Genomic DNA, 18257 nt, shown 5'->3' on the forward strand with positions numbered 1-18257 from the left:
AGCTCTCATGAAAATGGGAGCAGATCCATGTTTGAAGCACATATTTATACAGAAGCGGCAAGTCCCGAGGCAGACTTGAACCAGCGTTCTGTAAAACCGAACACTCCAGCAAATTGTTGGCACAATATTTACCAGTGTAATGTTCGTTACTGGATGGCTGAAGGTAAACGTCAGTCACGGGATACACTGTTTCTCTATATTGAATATTGCAATAAAGATAACAGTCACGGCTATAAGCTGATTGAGATCCCGCAAACCGCGTTAACGGTAGAGAGCGCTCAGAGCATTATTTCTCAAGCGTTACTCAGCCAAAAGCTCGATCCCATTAAAACGGAACAATGGTGTAAAACACTTTAACACCTAACAACTGCGCTGCCTGAATCATCCAACGGGCAGCCTTCTTGTTCATTTCCCGACGTCTCATCGCCACAAAAATAACTTTATAATCAACCCCTTTTGCCGATACTATTGATTATTCGCACAATAATTATCAGGCTGCCCATGCGCTCTATACGTAAACTGACGTACGCAATTCTCGAGATCGGTAGTAACCTCAACCGCCTTGGCGCAGCCATCCAAATTTTCCTGATCGCCCTGATATCACTCAATGTTCTCTGTGTCATTTTAGAATCGATGCCATCCAACAATATCCAAGAACACCGCTGGTTTAATCAGTTTGAAGTGTTCTCCGTCATCATATTCAGCATTGAATACCTCGCCCGAGTGTGGAGCAGCATCGAAAACGAAAATATTAAGCATGGCCACCCGGTGTGGAGCAGGATACGTTATATGCTGACGCCGCTAGCTTTGATCGATCTATTAGTGATCCTACCCTTTTATCTCAGCATGATGATGGTCGTTGATCTGCGCTTTATGCGAGTGCTGCGGCTACTACGGGTGTTCAAATTAACCCGTTATTCCTCCTCTATGTCCCTGCTGTTACAGGTATTACGTCGGGAAGCGCGCTCGATAGGGGCCGCCCTATTTATGATTTTGATGCTGATCATTCTCGCCTCCAGTCTGATCTTTTATGCCGAGCATCGCGCCCAGCCAGAGGCATTTAATAGCATCCCCGCCGCTATGTGGTGGGCCATTGTCACCATGACGACGCTAGGTTATGGCGATGTGATTCCCATCACCATTATGGGCAAGATCATGGCATCCATTATTAGCATTATGAGCCTCGGTATTGTCGCTCTCCCCGCCGGTATACTGGCATCCGGTTTTAACGAAGCGATCAGAGAACGGCGCAGAACCTACGAAAAGATGGTGCATATGGCCATTCAAGATGGTGTGGTTGATTCGATTGAGCAAAAGGCTCTGAATCAGATGCGTGAGACCTTAGGTATCAGCAAGGAAGATGCGGCTAATATTATGCATAATAGCGTTAACCGGAGTATGGAAAAGCATCTGGAACGGGATATGGATAAATTACGTAATGAGATCGATTCGGTGCTTCACGATCGCTGCCCCCACTGCCACTACAATGTGAAATGGTTGGAACGGCGTAAATCCAAAGACGACTCAAACGACAGCTCAGATCAATAAACGTTAAAACGGAGACAGGGCTCCGTTTTAACATCCTCTGCACCCGCTTAATCGAGCCCGTTAAACTCCGCCTCATGCAGCCATGCCGCATGCTGGGGTGCTTTTTTGGTCCGCGACCACTCCTCCAGCATCAGCGGCGCCACTCGTTTAAGCTCGGCCATCTGTGCATCGCTGCCTTTGGTATGGGTTAATTCAAGACGATGGCCATTGGGATCAAAAAAGTAGATTGAGCGAATAATGCCATGCTCTGTCGGCCCAATAACATCGATCCCTTTGGCTTCGATATCGGCTTTAGCCGCCAATAATGCCGCCTCGTCCTTCACGCGAAAGGCGATGTGTTGCACCCACGCAGGGGTATTATGATCACGGTCCATTTTTGGCTTAGTCGGCAGTTCAAAGAACGCTAGAATATTGCCATTACCCGCATCTAGAAATAGATGCATATAAGGATCGGGCTCTTTAGTCGAAGGCACACGATCTTCAGCAATCGCAACCAAAAACTCCATATTCAGAACGTCTTTATAAAACTCAACCGTTTCTTTGGCATCGTTGCAACGGTATGCAACGTGATGTATCTGTTCAATCTCGATCATGGGTTCGCCTATAGAATAACCATTATTATTGTTATCTTGCTGTTATCCCCAAAGTATCACTTCAATTTCATGTCGGCTATATCGGTCATATTCGTAAAGATGGCGACAAAAAATATATTACCTATAAGCTATTGTTTTAATTAATATATTTATAAAAATATCGATTATAAGGCAACTGGAAATTGTCTTTTTCACCCAGAAACGGATGACCTATAAATCATTTAATACAATATCACCCCAGTAAACGGGCGCCGTCATAGCAAAAAAACCGGATAACCCCAACCACAAAGGTGGAGCATCCGGTCAGTTCAGTTAATAGTGATACCTAATCTAAACTAAGCCTCGCTAAGCCAAGCTAAACAATTACTCGGTTAAACGCGTGACGATATTAATCTCGCCTTCCAAGGTTCTGTGCACAGGGCAGCGGTCGGCGATTTCCATTAAGCGTTGACGCTGGGCTTCGGTTAATTCGCCGATAAGGGTAATTCGGCGCTCAAACTGATCAACTTTACCGTTCTGCTGCTCGCAGGTCGCGCAATCTTGGGCATGTATTTTGTCATGGGTCACATCCACCTGCACATGCTCTAAAGGTAGCTTTTTCAGTCGCGCGTACATTCTAATCGTCATCGATGTACAGGCACCGAGTCCAGCAGCCACATATTGGTATGGGCTAGGACCTAGATTGCTACCACCGTAACTGACCATTTCATCGGCAATCAGGTGATGCCCTGCGGCGCTAATATCCTGAGTAAAGCTGTCGGGATCAGCCTCACTCACCCTAATCACCCCTTCGGGGGCATTCATGTATTTTGGTAAGAGCTGCACGTCGATATACCGTTGGGCCCAGGTCGATATCACTTCAGCGGCATAATCGGCATCCTCCTGTCGACTCAGTAAATGATCGGCAGAGTCGAGGGTTACAAAGCTCTTAGGGTGTTTAGCCATCTGAAAGATACGCGCGGCATTCTCCAATGGCACGGTGTCGTCCAACGGTGCATGCATCACCAATAAGGCCTTGCGCAGCCCTTTCACCGCTTTTTCCAGTGATGCCGACGAGATATCCTCAAGGAACTCACGCTTAATGGTAAACGCCCTTCCACCTAGGCTCACGCTAGCTTCACCATCGGCACAGATCGTATCGAGATGCTCATCAAATTTATGCAGTAGGTGTTTCGGATCAGCGGGCGCGCCAATGGTCACCACCGCTTTGGCCTCAGCCACCTGACCGGCAATGGCGAGCACCGCTGCACCACCTAATGAGTGACCAATTAACAATTGAGGGGCTGAATAATGTTCGCGCAGAAAATCCGCCGCCAGTAGCAGATCCTGCATATTCGAGCTAAAGCCGGTATTAGCAAACTCGCCCTGAGAATGCCCCAAGCCGGTAAAATCAAAACGCAACACGGCAATCCCTAAGGACGCTAGACGTTGCGCAATACGCCGTGAAGCCTGTAGGTCTTTTGAACAGGTAAAGCAGTGGGCAAACAGGGCATACGCCGCGGGCTTACCAACCGGCAGATCTAATCTCGCCGCTAATAGTGAACCATCATGGCCAGTAAACTCTAAACGTTCAGTTTTCATCCGATCCTCCTGACTTATATTCAGTACTGAGTATTGATCAGACGATGGTGATAGGCTATTTATTTTTGACTATGGGATGGATTGTTAGGCTAAATCAGACAAACAGTTGATCAGCGAATGAAGTCTTGCTGTGGAACAGAGTAAAACTCACACTCACACTCACACTTTCCCTTTCCCTTTTCGCTAGATCTAACAACTTAAGATACTTGAGCCTGCCAGCCATTCGGTTTCTACGGGAGCAAGGCTCCCTAGCTGTCCAAATGAGGCTGGCGTTTCTCGTTGATACTTAATGCTGGTGATTAATGGTGGTGACCACCTGCGCCGTGGGCATGACCATGGGCCACTTCTTCCGCGCTCGCGTCTCTGATATCCATAATTTCGATATCAAAGGTTAGCACCTTGCCCGCTAGAGGATGGTTGTTATCCACGGTGACCATAAACCGGCCAACCTTAACCACGGTTACCTGTCGCTGCCCTTGTTCAGTATGAACCGTACCCACCATACCCGGACGCCATTTTTTCGCCCCCTGCAGGTGTTTAACAGGAATACGCTGCTCAGAGTCAGGCAAGTATTCACCATAGGCGTCTTTTGCTTCTAGTGTAACGGAAAAAGTATCGCCCACGGCTTTGCCTTCCATCGCCTGTTCGAGACCTGCAATCATATTTTGATGGCCATGCAGATACGCCATCGGCGAACCGCCGCGAGTGGTTTCTTCGACGGTTTTATCGGCATCATGCAAAGCATAATGAAACTGAACAACCTTATCTTTGGTAATACTCATGCTTATTCCTTAGTTAACGGAGCGATTATCAGCTCTAAAGCGATGGCCGCAGATTATACGTCATCAACTAAGATCCGTAATCTCAAATCGTCCTTGGGGCAGCTCGATCTGATCACCCAGAAAGCGGCCTATCAGTGCAGCACCCAACGGCGCTTCCGGCGTAATAACGATAACGGTATAATCTTCTTCGACGATTTGCAGGCCACCGATAAACAGTCGTTTCTCCTGACCCTGGTTATCTTCAAGGGTGACCAAGGCCGATAACCCCACCGGTGCATCCTCATCAAACAGCTTCAGAGGCATCTGCTGGTACGCTGCGATATCCCCCTCTAACGCCTGTACCCGCATAGACTGGCCATGGGCGAGATAAGAGGCTTCTAACCCGAGGGTGTCGTATTGATTCTCTGCCACACTCTCTTCATGGGTCGCCGCCTCGTGCGCTTCGTTAGCCGCCGCCACGTTCACATTAAGATCCGCTTGAAGTCGGCCAATAATCTGCGCCACTAGCTGTTGTTTATCCATATATCCACCTGTTACTTAACCGCTGCAGTATCTCCATTTAATTACTAAAAAGAAACACTCGATTAGCACACTTTAATGCCGATTTGTGGGACAATATGCGGCTTATTTTTCACCTTAACATTTATACTGATGGATTCCTGTTTTGCTGACTACCGCTAATATCACTATGCAGTTTGGTGCCAAACCACTGTTCGAAAATATCTCTGTCAAGTTTGGTGAGGGTAACCGCTATGGCCTGATCGGAGCGAATGGTTGCGGCAAATCGACCCTGATGAAAATTCTCGGGGGCGACTTAGAACCCTCCGCAGGCAACGTCAGCAAAGACCCGAACGAGCGGATCGGTAAACTGCGGCAGGACCAGTTCGCTTTTGAAGCGTTCAGTGTTATCGATACGGTCATCATGGGCCATGCTGAACTCTGGGAGATCAAACAGGAACGGGATCGGATTTACAGCCTCCCCGATATGACCGAAGAGGAAGGCATTAAAGTCGCTGAACTGGAAGTGGAATTTGCCGAACTCGACGGCTATACCGCCGAATCCCGTGCCGGTGAACTGCTACTCGGCCTCGACATTCCTACCGCGCAACATTTTGGCCCTATGAGCGAGGTCGCACCCGGCTGGAAACTACGGGTACTACTAGCGCAGGCGCTGTTTGCCGATCCTGATATTCTGTTGTTGGACGAACCGACCAACAACCTCGATATCAACACCATCCGCTGGCTGGAAGGCGTGTTAAACGACCGTAACAGCACCATGGTTATCATCTCCCATGACCGTCACTTCCTGAATTCGGTCTGTACCCATATGGCCGACCTAGATTACGGTGAGCTGCGGCTTTATCCCGGCAACTATGACGATTACATGATCGCCTCGACCGCCTTGCAAGAACGCCTGCAATCGGACAATGCCAAGAAAAAGGCCCAAATTGCTGAACTTCGCAGCTTTGTCAGCCGCTTCTCGGCCAATGCTTCTAAAGCTAAGCAAGCAACGTCTCGGGCACGACAGATTGAAAAAATCGAACTTAACGATATCAAACCCTCTAGTCGCCAAAGCCCCTATATCCGCTTCGATCAAGAGAAAAAACTGCATCGCTTAGCGCTGGAAGTGGAAGGCCTGACCAAGGGTTATGACGCCGAGCCATTGATCAAAGACCTCAACATGATGGTTGAAGTCGGCGAGCGCATCGCCATTATCGGCCCTAACGGTATCGGTAAAACCACCCTACTGAAATGCCTGCAAGGTGAACTTGAACTCGACAGTGGTGAAGTTAAGTGGTCTGAAAATAGTAATATTGGTTACTACGCTCAGGACCATGCCCACGACTTTGCCGATGAGAGCAACCTGTTTGACTGGATGTCCCAGTGGACTAAATCCGGCTCAGATGAACAGGTGATCCGCGCTTCTTTGGGCCGTATGCTGTTTTCACAAAACGAGATCAAGAAATCCGTTAAAGTGCTTTCCGGTGGTGAAAAAGGTCGTATGTTGCTGGGTAAATTGATTCTGCAACAGCCGAATATTCTGCTGATGGATGAACCGACCAACCATATGGATATGGAGTCTATCGAAGCGTTGAACCTTGCGTTGGAAAACTTTGATGGCACGCTGATCTTTGTCAGCCATGACCGTGAGTTTGTCTCCTCGCTGGCCACTCGCATTATCGATATGAAAGAAGACGGCCTGACCGACTTCCATGGTGGTTATGAAGAGTATCTTAAGAAACAGGGTATTGCGGGCTGATCAACCGCTCGATTAGCTAAACATATGCCTCAGAGCTTAACCTCGAAGCCAGCCCCTAACAAGGCTGGCTTTTTTGGTTAAAGCCTGCCAAACACACTGATCGGTCTCACTCACAAGAGGCATCAGTCTTGGTCTATTAGGTGACTCGGTATCAACCACTGGTCGGAGAACTCCTTAGCAGGCATTGGTCGACCAAACAGATACCCTTGACAGTAATCACACTCAATCGCGGTTAATAGCTGTCGCTGCTCTTCGGTTTCCACGCCCTCGGCGATCACTCTAATACCCAGCTTGTGCGCCATCACAATGATCGCTTCGCAGAGCACGAGATCTTGAGAGGCCGGAGATAAGTTCGATACAAAACTTTGATCAATCTTAAGGTAATCAATATCAAACTGTTTCAGGTAGGAGAGCGACGAATAACCGGTACCAAAGTCATCCAACGCCACCTCGATGCCATGATCCCGAAACTGTAGCAACTTATCGGTGATACTACTGCCAGCCTCCATTAACAGGCTCTCGGTAATCTCGATACACAGGTTTGCCGGATTCAGACCGCTCGCTAAACCGTTACCCATAATATTGCCAAACCAATCCGGTTCGCAGAAGTTTTCATCCAGATACTGAGCCGGTGAGGTGTTAATACCCACCTGTAAATCGGTATCAAAATATCCCTTCCAAACGGATACCTGACGCACCACTTCGGCAAACACCCAGTTACCAATATCAACAATTAAACCGGTTTCTTCGGCTAAAGGGATAAAATCCAGCGGCGGCACCTGCCCCTTAGGGTGATTCCAGCGTAATAACGCTTCCGCTTTAACAATCTTGCCCGTACTCAGGTCAATAATCGGCTGATAATAGACTTCAAACTGCTGCAGTTTGATCGCCTCGCGCAGTTCATTCAGCATTCGCCTACGCCGTTGAGCCGCCGCCTCCATTTCAGGGGTAAAGTAATGGAACCGGTTACGCCCCTCAGCTTTAGCGGCATACATCGCCTGATCTGCATTTTTCATCAGCATTTCAAGCGACATCGCATCCACCGGATACAGCGTAATACCGATACTCGCTGACACAAAGGCGATATGATCATTTAACTCATAAGGATCGCTTAACTGTTTTAATATGGTTCTCGCCACCCGCTCAATCACGGCTATATCGCTGATATGGCCCAGAATCACAAGAAACTCATCGCCCCCTAAACGGGCAACCGTATCGGATTCTCGAATACAGGCGGTTAAACGATTCGCCGCTTCTTTAAGCAGCAAATCACCATAATCATGACCGAGGGTATCATTCACCTCTTTGAAGCGGTCGAGATCGATCATCATCACCGCCACCTGTTCACCCTCACGTTTGGAGCTTTGCATCATCTGCTGCAAACGATCCGTAAAGGTGCGCCGGTTCGGCAGCAGCGTCAGAGGATCATAGTGCGCCATCTGGGTTAATTCCGCACGGGCCTGCTTCTGCTCTATCAGGTTAACATCGATACAATACATATTCTGACTGCCATCAGCCGCTGTCAGCATCACATGACTAGAGAAAACCGGCACCATCGAACCATCTTTCCGTTGCAACTCCAACTCCGCAGCAGGAATAGGCACCCCCTCGTCCAACCAAGCCCGATGAAATTCAATGAGCCCTTCGCGCATCTGCCCGGGAATAATAAGATCTTCTAAACGCCGCCCCTGTACATCCTCACGGGTATAACCATAGAGGGTTTCACTGGCGTCGTTCCAATAGATCACGCGACGCTCTTCATCGTAGCCCTGCACCGCAATCGCCGGCAGACTTTCAATCAATTCACGGAACCGAGATTCACTTTCCTGCATCAGCAGCTCGGCCTTTTTCTGGTCGGTGATATCCAGCATTAACCCACGCAACCAACGGGGTTTGCCTTTTTCGGTGACCACCCTAACCATATCCCGAATCCAAACCGCATCACCGTTGACCGTTAAAAAACGGTACTCAGACAGGTAATCTCGCATCGCGGCCGCTTCTTTAGTGGCATAATTAACCACTCTATTACGATCATCGGGATGGATATGGTCTGGCCAAAAGCCTGGCTGCAACCAACTGTCGATCGGGTAGCCCAGAATCCTGACCGCGTTTTCGCTCATATAGATAATGTTATTGGTATGGTAATCGACCTCCCAAACCATACCATCGGAGGACTCGACTAGGTTTTTAAACCGCTGTTCACTGCGACGATAAGCCTCCTCTGAGCGGCGTAAGCGAAAATTCCAATAGATAAAAAACAACAAGATCAGCGTAATCACCACGCTAATCTTAACGATCTTAGCCAGTGCGATACTTTGAGGAAACTCCAAACCACTCCAGTGATCCAGGATTTGATTACGCTCACTTTCAGAAATATCATCCAGCGCTTTCTGAATAATGCCTGTCAGTAGTGTATTCTCCCGATAAACACCGATACGATAATCACTCTTATAATCGGTATGTCCCGAAAAACTAAGATTAAGAATCGATTCCTTTTTCATCACATAACTCGCCGCCGTCGCATCGCCGACAAACGCATCGGCTTGCCCCTCGGACACCAGGTGTAATGCAGAGCCTATATCGGCCGTATTGATGATATTGATGCCCGGATAATCGCGACGTAAAAGCTCATCGGTAAAATGCCCTTTGTGAATAGCAACGGTTTTTCCCTTGAGTTTATCCAAGGTGCCAACATAGGGGCCTTGTTGGCTCACAATCACCGCGGTACTAGCAAGATAAGATTGGCTAAATTCTAAATATACCTCCCGCTCATCGGTTTTAACTAAGCAGGAAATGAGGTCATATTCACCATCACGAGCGGCGTTAAGCACGGCGCTCCATGAGGTTTTGTCAGTGACAGGCTCAAAAGAAACCCCCAAGCGCTGTTCCAGCAAATGGAAGTAATCGGCGGCAATCCCTGTATAAACGCCCTCACTATCTATCCACTCGTAAGGGGCGAACTTAGAATCAATTCCCAACTTAAGAACAGGATGCTGCGCCAGCCAAGCGATCTCATCTGACGAAAGATGCTGTTCCTGCCAAGCAGCAGAGGTCTCTGCTAGTGCGTCATCGGCATAGACAGACACAGATGCAAAAGCACTGCAAACAAAGCTCATTACAAGGGCTAGCCACGGGGCTATTCTGAGCATCCAATTCTCCAACAGCAAAGACGATTCAACCTGTATTCCTAGACGAGTGATTAAGCCGATCACATGATCATACTTTATGTTCTTTCACCCAACCCATACGCTAGATTAAGAGTGTGCGTTTAAGATTTAGGCCAATACCGTTAAGCATAGATCTATTTTGCATAAAATGAGCCATCACACCGTTAATTTTTCATTAATCGCAGACATCTCAGCCGAGTTAAACGTTTAGGCTTAACAGAGTCGGTACTCTAGTTTTAACAGGGGGTCTCATGTATTACAAAGCGATCAGTCATCACTTTGAGAGGTCAAGGTTAATAAGGTACCGGCTCATCACTAAGCGATAACAACCAACTACCTGAAATCAAAACAAAAAAACCAGCACATGGCTGGTTTTTATGATGCGACAAGGCGTTAATCCGTTTTTTTCTTTTTCAACGGTGCCATACCGTCGTCAGAAACAATCTCTCGATTCGCCTGACGGCGATTTTTACGATCCTGAGGCGCTTTAACCACCCGCTTAGGACGACGTTCAGTCACCACTTTCTCAGACTTAGGCTTAGCAGCAGGCGCATCTTTAATGCCCTTAAACTTACCTTTCAGGCCATCCAGTTCACTGAAATTAACCGACTGCTGCAGAAAGCTCTCAACCCGTCGAAATGCATCCCAATCTTTCGGCCCCACCAATGAGACAGCTACCCCTTTCGCGCCGGCTCTGCCCGTACGGCCGATTCGATGAACATACTCTTCAGCCTGTTTAGGCATATCAAAGTTAATCACCAAGGAGACCTGTAACAGATCGAGCCCACGGGATGCCACATCGGTGGTAATTAGCACCTGTTGCTGCCCTCGGCTGAAGCTGTCCATAATCTTATTGCGATCAGACTGGCTCATATCGCCGCTCAAAGCAGCCGTTTTCAACCCTTTTGCCGACAGCAACTGCGACAAGCGCTCAGTATCTGTGCGGGTTGCGGTGAAGATAATCACCTGCTGATAGGTTTCAGTCTCGAGAATACGTTCAAGCAAGGCCTGCTTATGATCGAGGTGATCCGCGAGATAAAAGCGCTTTTCAATATCCGCATGTTCAGCATTCGCCGCACCGATTGCGATCCGCTTAGGCGCTTTCAGCAAGGTTTTAGCCATGCTATTCACTGCCGCGTGTTCCAGCGTGGCGGAAAACATCAGCGTCTGTCTGAGACGATGGCTAGCGGTTTGGTTGATCCGATTGAGCTGTTCGGTGAACCCTAGATCGAGCATCCGATCGGCTTCATCCAAAATCAACAGTTCTAAACCATCCAAAAACAGCGACCGTTCATCCAGATGGTTCACCAAGCGACCGGGAGTCGCCACCACCACATGGGGATTTTTCGCTAAGGCTTTAGCCTGATCGTTGAAGTTCTCACCACCTAGCACCAACGCCGCTTTATAGGGCGTACCGCTGATCAGGCTGCGTAACTGAGCATAAACCTGTTTCGCCAGTTCGCGCGTGGGCGCCAGAACCAGCGCCCGAGGATCCTTTTTACTCAGCGCTTTCTGCCGCATCAACCGCTGCATCGTCGGCAACAGGTAAGCCAGCGTTTTTCCAGAGCCGGTTTTCGATGAGGCGATTAGATCATGCCCCGTAATCGCCGTCGGTACTGCTCGCGCCTGAATTTCAGTGGGCTCGGAGATCCCCTGATGATCAAGAATAGTGCTGAGCCGAGGATCAAGCCCCAGATCGGTAAAGTTTTCAGCGTTGGACAAAGTCTGCTCCGGTTAGGCTAAATTCATCTGCATATCGTTAGCAATATTAGCAGACATCAAGTGGCAACAATCACACGGATTGCATCAAGCTTCAGTGAAGCACTCTCCAGATGATGCTCTAATGCCGCACGGTTCTCGGCCAGATAATCGATCTCTTCCTGCCGAATATTAGGATTCACCGCCGCCAGTGCAGTCAGGCGTTCCTGTTCTGCACCGAGGAGTTTCTCAACATTCTGCTTCGCCTCAAGCAACATCGCCGGCAACTGGGTTTCAGAAATACCCTCTACCCGCTTCACCATCTTATCGATATCAGGCCGTGTATGCTTCACAATTTCAACCGCCTGACGCCGCCCGACTCGCTCGGCCAGATTATTGATATGTGCTTCAGTTAAGATAGCGCTGAGGTCCGTACCATTGGTATCGACCACAATCCGACTCAGAGTCTGCGGCAGATAACGCTGCACCTGTAGCGGTTTTGGCGCGGCGCAGTGCAAGGTATAGATCGCTTCTAGCAACAGCGTACCGGGCTTCAACGGTGGCAGTTTGATCGAGCAAACCGCCGTATTACCAAAATCACCATTGACCACGATATCCATCGTGCCTAGCACCAGCGGGTGCTCCCAGGTCATAAACTGGATATCTTCCCGTCCTAGCGCCAAAGCACGGCTATAGGTCGCGGTCATTCCATCTTCAGGTAACCCCGGCAGGCTTTCATAGTGCATATGCTCGCCCGGACTCAGGATAATACTCTGACTACTGTGTACCTGTTGCTCGACGCCAAACTGATCGAACATCCGTTCCATATAACGGCTCAGCTCAATGCTATTGCCGGTGACTTCCATACTTTCGGCAATCGCTTGGGCTTTTTCCGGATGGCAGGAGTTCAGTTCTAACAATTGATCCCGGCCCTGCTGCAACTGTTCTAACAGACGATCGGCTTCTAAACGGGTACTGGCGATTAACGTTTCGATATTTGTTTCATCGTATTCATCAAACAGTGCGGGAATCAGCTGTTCAAGGAATTGATCGAATAATACTTGCCCTACCGGACAGGCACGCTCGAAACAGTTTAAGCCACGGTGGAACCAATCCAACAAGGTCGATTGAGCACTGAATTCATAGTGCGGTACATGGATCTGCACATCGTTACGCTGGCCAATCCGGTCCAGACGACCAATACGCTGCTCTAACAGATCAGGGTTGAGTGGCAGATCAAACAATACCAGATGGCTAGCAAACTGGAAGTTACGCCCTTCACTACCAATTTCGGAACAGATCAACACCTGAGCGCTTTCATCTTCATCGGCGAAATAGGCCGCCGCACGGTCGCGGTTAACCAGACTCATGCCTTCATGGAAGACCGATGAGCGAATCCCTTCATATAACCGCAGATGCGCTTCCAGCGATTTAGCCGTATTCGCATAGGCACAGATAACCAATGCTTTCTGGTCTCGGTTCTCTTTTAACCAATCCACCAGCCACTGCACTCGAGGGTCGGCTTCGAGCCAGCGATCGGCCAATATCAGTTCGGGATGCAGTCGCTCTTCCAGATCCGCTTGCGCCATCAACTGACGCTCGCTTTCCAGATAGAAATCCGGCTCGGACAGTGGATAGCTGTGCAGAATCCGTTTAGGGAAACCACTAACCCCATCACGGGTGTTCCGGAACAGGACTCGGCCCGTGCCATGCTGATCCAGCAGACTAGCCACCGCATCTTGAATAGCCTGATCGAGAGAATCGTTATACAGTTCATCCTGCAACTGCTGAACAATCTCATCACCCAGATAATGCCGCAACTGTGCAAAGACTTCCGGCGCATCCTTCAATTGTTCTCGGGCATCTTCGGCCAATAGTTGTGCCACCAGCTTGCTCACCGGCTGATAGCTCTCCTCTTCTGCACGGAACTGCTCGAGACTGTAGTAACGATCCGGATCGAGCAGACGCAGCCGAGCAAAGTGACTATCAACACCCAGCTGTTCGGGGGTTGCCGTCAGCAGCAATAATCCTTTGACCTCACGGGCCAGCGCTTCGATACAGATATATTCTGGGCTAGATAGCTCTTCTGACCACACCAGATGATGGGCTTCATCCACCACCAGCATATCCCAGCCGGCATCCAATGCTTGTACTAAGCGATCGGGGCTCGATTTAAGGAAGGATAGATTACATAACACCAACTGAGCCGTATCGAAGGGATTAACACCCTCATCGGACAGTTCTAACGCTTCACAACGTAGCTCATCGAGAATCGTGAAACGCAGGTTAAAGCGGCGAAGCATCTCGATCAGCCATTGATGCACTAAGCTGTCAGGCACCACAATCAAGGCACGGGAGGCCTTACCACTGATCAACTGCTGATGCAGGATCAATCCCGCTTCAATGGTTTTACCCAGCCCCACTTCATCGGCCAGCAATACCCTAGGGGCAAACCGCTGCGCTACCTGATGGGCAATATAGAGCTGATGGGGTAAAAGCTGCACCCGTGGGCCCAGCAAACCGTAGCTTTCTGATTGCAGGTGATTAAACTGATTTTTAAGGGTCTCAACCCGCAGCCTAAACTGCGACAGCTTATCAACCTGTCCAGCAAAGAGACGATCGTGGGGTTTACTGAAGTGTACCGCACTATCGAGATCGCGCTCTTCTAGCACCAGCACTTCACCCTGCGCATCTTCGGCCTGATAGACCATATAGCCATTCAGTTCCTGCTGGGCGGTAATCGTGACGTTAATACCCGCGGCATTACGTACTTTCTCACCAACCGGATAGACCACGCGACTCAGCGGTGCATTATCAACCGCATAGGTGCGTTCCTCTTCAACCGCAGGAAACAACATTTCAACACGACGATTCGATACGCTGGTTACCAACCCCAGCCCCAGATTTGATTCGGTATTACTGATCCAGCGTTGGCCGGGAATAAATTCAGACAAAAGACAGCTCTCAAACAGAAAACGATAGAAACGACACCCGTAAACGACGCTAGTGGAAATATAAATACCTATTTCACAACCATGGCCATTTTTAACCGGTCAGCGCGGAATGATAGGCGTTGTGGAGGCCTACCTCAAGGCGCAATCTCAATCACTGGCCAATATAGGAAAATATTCGTTAAATAGTCCCCATAAAGGCACTATTCACCATGCTGCCAAATATCAGAATTGACAAAAATAAGGTATGCTTGCGCCTTTAAATCTGTGAGTACTCTTCGATGTTCTTTATCGACCTAAACCTGGATCTTGAAATTCTGGGTCCACTGGCTGACAACAACTTCCTCAGCCCCCGTCCAATTCAGCAACAGGCGATCCCTGTCGCATTGGAAGGCTTCGATCTGTTGGCCTCTGCCCCCACAGGAACAGGTAAAACCCTTGCCTTTGTGTTGCCAGCACTACAGAAAGTGTTCGATTGTGATCAGGATCGCAGCAGTGCGCCACAGATATTGATTCTGGCTCCGACTCGAGAGCTGGCAAAACAGATCTATCAGGTGATTCAGCTACAAACCCAAACCAACCGTATCAAAAGCTGCCTGATTGTCGGTGGCGTACCCTTTGGTATGCAAAAAGGGATGCTGGCTGAACCGATCGATATCATGGTCGCCACTCCCGGGCGCCTTCTAGAGCTTAATGCTCAAGAATGGCTAGATCTCTCGTTGGTCGATATGTTGATCATCGATGAAGCCGACCGGATGTTAGATCTAGGCTTTATCCACGATATCAAACAGATTGCCGATGTTCTGCCTCTTGAACGTCAAACCCTGATGTTCTCGGCCACCCTCGAGGGTGAAAAGATTCAACAGTTCGCCGCCGATCTGCTCAATGAAGACTCCCAGATAGTCGCGGTTGAACAACCTCGGCAAATCCCGACCAATATCGAACAAACGGTCTACCGAGCCGATAACGAAAAACATAAAGAATACCTGCTGAAGGCACTGGTTCATCAGCCAGAACTGAAGCAAGGCATCATCTTTGTTAACAGCCGCAAACAGGTTGAACAGTGGGTGACCATTATCCGTAATGCGGGAATACTCTGCTACGGGTTGCATGGTGATATGCGTCAGAGCGAACGTAACCAACGCATCAAAGAGATGCGTCGCGGCCGGATCAAGCTGATCATCGCCACCGATGTGGTTGGCCGTGGCCTAGATCTGCCCGATCTCACCCATGTGATCAACCTCTATCTACCGATGAAAGCCGACAGCTATGTTCACCGCGCCGGACGCTCCGGTCGCGATGGCGCTAAAGGCACCGTCTGGTCGATTGTAGAACCACTCGACTGGGCAACACTTGGCAAGATCGAGCGTTTCATCGGCGATCAGATAACCCGCGCAACCTTCCCCGGCTTGGCACCGAAAAACCCTGAGCCCGGCAAAGGTAGCGGCAAAGCCAAACCGAAAAAGCCTAAAGTGAAGAACAAAAAAGCGGTGGCTAAAGCCGCTGCTAAAAAAGCCGCTTCGCAGAAGAAATCACCGAAGAAACGGGTTGGGCGCGGGCCGAAAAAGCCTAAGTCTTAAACCACATAAGACTTAAACCTCTTAAGGCTTAAACCACATAAGTCTTAAGCCATTTGAGTCTTAAGTCACTTAAGCCTTAACAGTGAACAATTCCTGCATGAAAAAGCCACCCGACGGTGGCTTTTGTCTATCTGGTGCTCTTTGACTCACGGATACCAGAGGCCAATAGATTAACCGCTTTGTCACTCTGCCCCACCACTTAGCTTGCCGCAGCGGCCACCTGATCATCCTCTTCATCCTGCTCGCGAATAATATGCGCCATCATCGAATCGATTTCGGTACGTTCAAGGTCATCGGCACCATCGACCAGCGCATCTAGCAGCATCGCATTGATCCGCTCTTTACGCAGCACAAAGAGATCACGCAATGAATAGGCGATCGCCAACCGATCATCCGGAAACAGCTGCACTAAGATGGTGATCAGTTCACCGGAGCGCTTCGGTAAGGCCAACACCATATGAATCGCTACGTCTTGCGGTTTCAAGGAAGAGCCTTCCAACGCGGTACTAATAAGAATGCCGGGATCTCTAGGCTGCTGCCCCAAGGCCACCAGCAGCAACTTAAGTTCCGGATCACCGATTTCAGCGAGGTTATAATTGAGTTGCGGTTCAAGCACCGAGGTACCAACCGAGTTCTGCATACTGATCTGATATTTTGAATGACTCTCGAGGGTTTCTGTTCGCACATAGAGCTTACGCACAATCAAGAACACACCCACTAACAGGTGCACCCCTACGAGATAGTAGTACAGCCAAATGCTGTCGAACTCTGTCATTAAGAACCCCGCAATGATGGGGCCCAACACACCGCCACAGCCCAATAAAATCTGCATGGTACTGGTGGCTGACATCGCCTCTTTAAGATCGATATGATCAAACACCTGAGTCACGGCCAACGGAAAGAGCGCTACCCCCGAGCCGCCGGAGATCAAAAAGAGTACCACCAGTATTTCGATCGGCATCGCGACAAAATTTTCGGCAATAATCAGTAAATTACTCACCACGCCCATCACCATTAAGCCCGCGGCGACCAAACGCTTATCATAGCGGTCCGCCAACCAGCCGACGGGATACTGCGTCAGCAACCCCCCTAGCTGATAAGAACCCAATACCAATGATAGCCAGATACCGGTAATGCCGTGATCGTAGGCGTAAAGCGAGATCAATGAGACACTCGCCGCACTGATTAATCCGGCACAAAAACAGGACAGGGTACCCGATGGCGAATAGCGCCATAAGCGTTTTGGCGACATTGCTCGGGGCCGACTCGGTAACTCGGGCAAAGGTAAGCGACTCATTGACATAATAATCAATGAAATACAGAGAAATACGCCGATCAAACCAAACAGGCGGGGGTCGTGTTCACTGGAGAGACTAAACAGAAAAGGCGCTGAACCAAAGCCAATGGCAAAACAGATCTGATAGGTACTAAACACCGTTCCTCGGTTGCGTTTATCGCTGAGGACATTTAGCCAACTTTCCAATGTGATAAAGCTTGTGACAAAACAAAATCCGGCCACCATCCGTAAAGCACCGGTAACCCAGATATTAAGAAAATAACTGTGACACACCGACACTATCGCTAACATCGCCGCCATTGAGGAAAACGCCCGAATATGCCCCGCTCTCAGCACCGCCCGTGAGCCAAAGATGCCCGCCATAATGGCTCCAACGGCAAACATACTCATCGCCATACCGATATCGGACGATGCAAAGCCTCCCTCTTTAAGCCGGATGGGTAACATCACAAAGAATAGATTATGACTCACCGCTACCGCAAAAATAGAAAAGAGAATCGGTTGAATCCGAAGCAAAATATTGGTTTGCATTACCCTATTAACCCCATATCATCCAACCATCCGAAAAGAGCTACGGTGGCTCCACTAAAATCAATCCACTACCGATAAGCTCAGTCTTAAAACTTACTATTAGAACTTACTATTAGAGCTTACTATTAAAACTTAGCCTTAAATCCAGCCTACCTAATTTGAACTGAATTTGAACTGACGCCAACATAGGCGAAGCCTTCGGCAGCGTTAAAATCTGTATCTACCCTATCAAAGAATTCGGGGGTCGGTGAAGTGGAAAAACACAACAA

The 18257-nt window shown here is 49.1% G+C and carries 12 protein-coding genes; 4 read left to right on the plus strand and 8 right to left on the minus strand.

Going from position 1 to position 18257, the window contains the following annotated elements:
• Positions 1-27 precede the first annotated feature (27 nt).
• Together EH243_RS08760 and EH243_RS08765 are read left to right on the plus strand one after the other, a co-directional pair.
• Positions 28-357: a hypothetical protein gene (locus EH243_RS08760; RefSeq protein ID WP_126158269.1), complete on the plus strand. Its 330-nt coding sequence runs from the start codon at positions 28-30 to the stop codon at positions 355-357.
• A gap of 144 nt (positions 358-501) precedes the next feature.
• Positions 502-1548 carry an ion transporter gene (locus EH243_RS08765; RefSeq protein ID WP_126158270.1) on the plus strand — a complete coding sequence of 349 codons (1047 nt, stop codon included), beginning with the start codon at positions 502-504 and terminating at the stop codon, positions 1546-1548.
• 47 nt (positions 1549-1595) lie between these two features.
• Here EH243_RS08765 and EH243_RS08770 read toward each other — a convergent pair whose 3' ends face one another.
• From EH243_RS08770 to EH243_RS08785, 4 genes are all read right to left on the minus strand, one after another.
• On the minus strand, positions 1596-2141 hold the full coding sequence (locus EH243_RS08770) for a VOC family protein (RefSeq protein ID WP_126158271.1): 546 nt from the start codon (positions 2139-2141) through the stop codon (positions 1596-1598).
• Positions 2142-2504: 363 nt separating this feature from the next.
• Positions 2505-3722 carry a bifunctional alpha/beta hydrolase/OsmC family protein gene (locus EH243_RS08775; RefSeq protein ID WP_126158272.1) on the minus strand — a complete coding sequence of 406 codons (1218 nt, stop codon included), beginning with the start codon at positions 3720-3722 and terminating at the stop codon, positions 2505-2507.
• Positions 3723-4021: 299 nt separating this feature from the next.
• Positions 4022-4504, minus strand: coding sequence for an FKBP-type peptidyl-prolyl cis-trans isomerase (locus tag EH243_RS08780; protein WP_126158273.1), 483 nt, complete (start codon positions 4502-4504; stop codon positions 4022-4024).
• Between the two features lie 63 nt (positions 4505-4567).
• A complete protein-coding gene (locus EH243_RS08785) occupies positions 4568-5026 on the minus strand; it encodes a GreA/GreB family elongation factor (RefSeq protein WP_126158274.1) in 459 nt (152 codons plus the stop codon).
• Positions 5027-5168: 142 nt separating this feature from the next.
• Between EH243_RS08785 and EH243_RS08790 the strand changes: the two genes are divergently transcribed.
• Positions 5169-6764, plus strand: coding sequence for an ABC-F family ATPase (locus EH243_RS08790; protein WP_126158275.1), 1596 nt, complete (start codon positions 5169-5171; stop codon positions 6762-6764).
• A gap of 122 nt (positions 6765-6886) precedes the next feature.
• Here EH243_RS08790 and EH243_RS08795 read toward each other — a convergent pair whose 3' ends face one another.
• From EH243_RS08795 to rapA, 3 genes are all read right to left on the minus strand, one after another.
• Positions 6887-9913, minus strand: a complete 3027-nt coding sequence (locus EH243_RS08795; protein ID WP_126158276.1) for an EAL domain-containing protein — start codon at positions 9911-9913, stop codon at positions 6887-6889.
• A gap of 411 nt (positions 9914-10324) precedes the next feature.
• Positions 10325-11653: a DEAD/DEAH box helicase gene (locus EH243_RS08800; RefSeq protein WP_126158277.1), complete on the minus strand. Its 1329-nt coding sequence runs from the start codon at positions 11651-11653 to the stop codon at positions 10325-10327.
• Between the two features lie 56 nt (positions 11654-11709).
• Complete coding sequence (gene rapA, locus EH243_RS08805) at positions 11710-14583, minus strand: RNA polymerase-associated protein RapA (protein WP_126158278.1); 2874 nt, start codon at positions 14581-14583, stop codon at positions 11710-11712.
• Positions 14584-14861: 278 nt separating this feature from the next.
• On the opposite strand from rapA, the gene EH243_RS08810 reads away from it, so the two are divergent.
• Positions 14862-16160, plus strand: a complete 1299-nt coding sequence (locus EH243_RS08810; RefSeq protein ID WP_126158279.1) for a DEAD/DEAH box helicase — start codon at positions 14862-14864, stop codon at positions 16158-16160.
• A gap of 199 nt (positions 16161-16359) precedes the next feature.
• Here EH243_RS08810 and EH243_RS08815 read toward each other — a convergent pair whose 3' ends face one another.
• Positions 16360-17988 (minus strand): MFS transporter, encoded by a 1629-nt coding sequence (locus tag EH243_RS08815; protein WP_126158280.1) that lies wholly within the window; start codon positions 17986-17988, stop codon positions 16360-16362.
• Positions 17989-18257: the final 269 nt, after the last annotated feature.

The sequence above is a fragment of the Amphritea opalescens genome (assembly GCF_003957515.1).
GTDB lineage: Bacteria > Pseudomonadota > Gammaproteobacteria > Pseudomonadales > Balneatricaceae > Amphritea > Amphritea opalescens.